This is a genomic window from Anabaena sp. CCY 0017 (assembly GCF_963920885.1).
GTDB lineage: Bacteria > Cyanobacteriota > Cyanobacteriia > Cyanobacteriales > Nostocaceae > Nodularia.
Genome location: NZ_CAWUDG010000088.1, coordinates 1 through 276, shown reverse-complemented (window position 1 = coordinate 276; position 276 = coordinate 1). Strand labels below are relative to the sequence as shown.

Genomic DNA, 276 nt, shown 5'->3' with positions numbered 1-276 from the left:
GAAGGCGAACAGGGCCACGAACAGAATCACGATCACCAGCATCGCCAGCGGCGGGGCCAGAAGGATGATCCAGCCAAGTCTGGCCCTCCCGCGTTTGGCCGCCATCAGGGCCACGACGCCCTGCAGCAGAACCGCTGCGGCCGCCGGCATGAACACCTGCGCGAACCCGGGGTGAGGCGGCAAAAACCCAGCCGCCGCCAGCCCGCCGAAGATCACCACCGCGACCACCGCCCAGCCGATCAACAGGCGCAGGGCTGCGGGATTTCTGATTTGGCC

Annotated in this window: 1 protein-coding gene; it reads right to left on the bottom strand. The window is 67.8% G+C overall.

The genetic code is table 11. The features are described from left to right. Positions 1–276 (bottom strand): hypothetical protein (locus ACM0OW_RS25815; protein ID WP_414553568.1); only part of this gene is annotated, 276 nt, incomplete at both ends.